This window comes from Runella sp., assembly GCF_027484545.1.
GTDB lineage: Bacteria > Bacteroidota > Bacteroidia > Cytophagales > Spirosomataceae > Runella.
The window spans coordinates 1-3,513 of record NZ_JAIXST010000345.1 but is presented as its reverse complement, the minus strand read 5'-3'; the positions used below and the strand labels follow the sequence as shown (position 1 = coordinate 3,513).

The following is a 3,513-nucleotide window of genomic DNA, read 5'->3' as shown; positions in this document are numbered from 1 at the left end:
GGATTAATAACGCCATCAAGACCTTGAAACGAGGAGCCTACGGGTTCCGAAACTTTGAGCAATTTCGAGAGCGCATACTCGTCAATTTCCTCCAACCACTATAATGCCTGATGAACCATTTAGTTCAGTATATATCTGAAGTTAAGCAAAAATTGAGTTGACACTCAGTTCAAATTCGGGAAGAACTGGCTTGGCCGAACAGGTATCATCATCGGTGCAGATTTGAACTTGCTTGCGTGAAGTATAGACATGAATTGTCTTATTTTCAGGATAAATCAACCACATAACTTTTACCCCTGCTTTAAAATATTCAGCCGTTTTTTCTTCAACTTTATTGGCGTTATCGCTGCCGGAAATAATCTCTATCAAAAATTCAGGTATTTCATCTTCTCCTTGCTTAGTCCGCTTTATTTGTTCTTTAGACAGATAGGCTATATCGGGCCTTCTCATTTGAATACCGGTAAGCTGCACATCATATTCTGAAATCAAAGTGCCTGATTTCCAGAATCCTTTTTCAATAAAAAGCTGATTCAGTATCTCGTAGATAAAGACTTGTGTTTTGTTCATGCCAACAAATTTGATAAGCTCTCCGTCATTCCATTCATATTTAAAGCCATCTTCCGGCTCCCACCCTATAAACTCTTCCAAGGTTTTGGGCAGAACTGCTGTATCTCTTGCTTCAATCATTGGTTTACCGGTTATTTTACTCAAAAATAAAAAATATTGGCTGATTTACAAAACATAGTAAACCAGCCAACTGCGCACTTTTGCATTTGTTATTTATCTCCTAAAATCACGGGTACGCTGCCTTTCCCACCCATGATAATGATCTTGGAATTGGGCGAAGCCGCCAATTCTTTTTGGGCTTTGATTTGTTCGTATTGCAGCTGACGGTCCGTCAAACTTTCCGAAATAATGCGCTGATAATCGGCAATACCCTGCGCTTCTACACGCTTACGTTCAGCTTCCTGTTTCTCTTTACTCAACACAAATTGCATTTTCTGCGAATCCTGCTCGGCATTGATTTTGGACTCAATCGTCTTTTTCACTGACTCAGGCAAGTTGATGTTCCGAATCAGAACATTTTCCAAAAATATGCCCCGTGCTTTAAATTCCTGTTCGATTTGCTTGGAAATACGATTCTGGAATTCATCGCGTTTTGTCGAATACAAGGCTACGGCATCATAATTAACGGCATTGTCACGGATACGCGTCCGGGTGATGGGGCGAACAATTTTCTCTACGTAAGTTGGCCCGATTTCACGGTAAATTTTGGGAGCTTCCGAAGGAATGACCCGATACAATATCGTCAAATCTATCTCTACCTGTAATCCATCGGCAGTTAAAATACGAATGGCGTCATCACCTTCTTTATCCCCTTCATCATGCACAGCTGACATGGTATAATTTTGAGTTTTTGTATCAATACTCGTAATCTCTACCAAAGGATTTACAAAGTTGAGGCCGCTGCTGAGAGTACGATCACTCACTTTCCCAAATAAGGATTCAATCCCTACCGAACCTGCATCAACTTGCTTAACGCTTGAAGTTAGTACGCCGAAAATAACCAGTACAACACCCGCCACCTTAACAGGACGAGAAAACTTAGAGAAGGCCAACGAAGGGGTATTGATAGCGAAACCGGCTATAAGAACAATAACCCCAATAATAATCAGAAACATAGTAGTTTGTGTTTAAAATTTACGCCACAAACGTACGTGTTTCCTGCACGTATTGTACACGATTTGGAAGAAAGGTTAAGGGAATTTAGTATCAGTAAAAAAACAGGAAGAACGGTATGTCAAATTGTCGCGCTGTTGCCTTCTTTATTTTTCAACCGACTCCAATTTCTCCTTTATGATTTTAGGCTTGATGATTAACCGCAGCGATTGATCATAAGTAACGTAGTTCCAAAGCCAATTGATGAAAATAAGCAATCGGGTTTTAACCCCCACAATCGAAATCAAGTGTACAAACATCCAGGTCATCCAGGCAAAAAAGCCCTGAAATTTCCAGAAGGGTAAATCCACAACCGCCAAATTACGCCCAACGGTTGCCATAGAACCTAAGTCTTTGTACGTAAAAGGTTTCATTTCCTGACCCTTGAGAAGTCGGGTAAAATTTTTGGCTAATAATTCACCTTGCTGCATGGCAGGTTGTGCCAATTGCGGGTGCCCGTTCGGGTATTTTTCTTCGGTCATTAAAGCCAAATCGCCCAAGGCAAATACATTCCTAAAACCTTCCACCTGATTAAAGCAATTTACTAAGACACGTCCGCCTCGTCCGTAAGCTGTTGGCGGTATTCCTTCCAAACCATTGGCTTTCACGCCTGCCGCCCAAATCAGATTATTGGTACGCAAGCGGTCGCCTGTGTTGGTAAAGGCATGTTTTCCGTCAAAATCTGCAATACGTACTCCCAACCGCAGATTCACTCCCAAGTCAGTTAAATACTGTTTGGCTTTCACAGAAGCTTCGTTCGACATCACTTCCAACACTTCGGAAGAAGATTCGTAGAGATAAATCTGCATGGAATCAAAGTTGAGTTCGGGATAATCTTTCGGCAAAATGTGTCGCTTCATTTCGGCCAATGTACCCGCAATTTCCACCCCCGTTGGGCCGCCTCCTACAATGACGATATTCATCAATCCGAGGCGTTCTTCCAGCGTTTCGGCGCTAAGCGCATCTTCAAAATTTTGCAGCATTCGGTTCCGAATCGCCAACGCTTCCGAAACAGATTTCATCGGCATCGCGTTGTCAATCATGTTTTTCATACCAAAAAAATTGGTATCCGCTCCCGTTGCCAGCACTAAATAATCGTATTCTATCGCTCCCAATCCCGTCTCAATTACATTCACTTCGGGGTTAATTTTCAACACCTGCGTTACCCGAATATTCACGTTTTTCTTAGATTGAAAAATTTTACGCAACGGAAAAGCAATCGAACTGGGTTCCAGTCCCGCCATAGCTACCTGATAAAACAGGGGCTGGAATTGGTGATAGTTGTTTTTATCAATCAGTACAATCTGTAAATCAGAATTTTGCGAAAGCTTGCGTGCAAGCACAAGCCCACCGAACCCAGCGCCCACAATGACAACGCGTTTTTGTTCGGTTTTGGGAAGATTGGGAGTCATAAAATAGGCTTCAGTTAGCAGTTCACCGTGGGCAAAAGTTTAACTATTTTATCCTTTACCCCTTATTTTCACAACGATAGGGTCTAAATTTTGGTTCTTTTGGCACAGTATTAAGAGCAAATGTGGAAAAATAGGTACTGGATTAGTGAGTTATGTTAAGCATCTTTGTTGAATGGACATAGATTTTGAAAAATATAAAGGCTTACAATACTGTGACAATGCAAATTGTAAGTTTTACGAAAAAATAGGCACAGTCAACATATACACCTTAAGTAAATCCCATAATCAAGTCTATTGTAATGGTTGCCATAACCGTTGGGTATTAAGTAAGGGTACTTTTTTTTACCATCTTCACCGACCCAAAGACTTGGTTATTCAGGTT

Annotated in this window: 4 protein-coding genes; 1 reads left to right on the top strand and 3 read right to left on the bottom strand. The window is 41.3% G+C overall.

The window, feature by feature from the left end; genetic code table 11:
* Positions 1-2 precede the first annotated feature (2 nt).
* Positions 3-104 carry a transposase gene (locus Q0081_RS32055; RefSeq protein ID WP_409034083.1) on the top strand — a complete coding sequence of 34 codons (102 nt, stop codon included), beginning with the start codon at positions 3-5 and terminating at the stop codon, positions 102-104.
* 37 nt (positions 105-141) lie between these two features.
* Here Q0081_RS32055 and Q0081_RS30790 read toward each other — a convergent pair whose 3' ends face one another.
* The 3 genes from Q0081_RS30790 to Q0081_RS30780 all read right to left on the bottom strand — a co-directional run bounded on the left by Q0081_RS30790 (position 142) and on the right by Q0081_RS30780 (position 3,131).
* On the bottom strand, positions 142-687 hold the full coding sequence (locus tag Q0081_RS30790) for a Uma2 family endonuclease (RefSeq protein ID WP_298362749.1): 546 nt from the start codon (positions 685-687) through the stop codon (positions 142-144).
* Between the two features lie 89 nt (positions 688-776).
* Positions 777-1,682, bottom strand: a complete 906-nt coding sequence (locus Q0081_RS30785) for a prohibitin family protein (protein WP_298362746.1) — start codon at positions 1,680-1,682, stop codon at positions 777-779.
* A 144-nt stretch (positions 1,683-1,826) separates the two neighbouring features.
* Entirely contained in the window at positions 1,827-3,131 is a 1,305-nt protein-coding gene (locus Q0081_RS30780) for an NAD(P)/FAD-dependent oxidoreductase (protein WP_298362743.1), read from the bottom strand.
* Between the last annotated feature and the right edge of the window lie 382 nt (positions 3,132-3,513).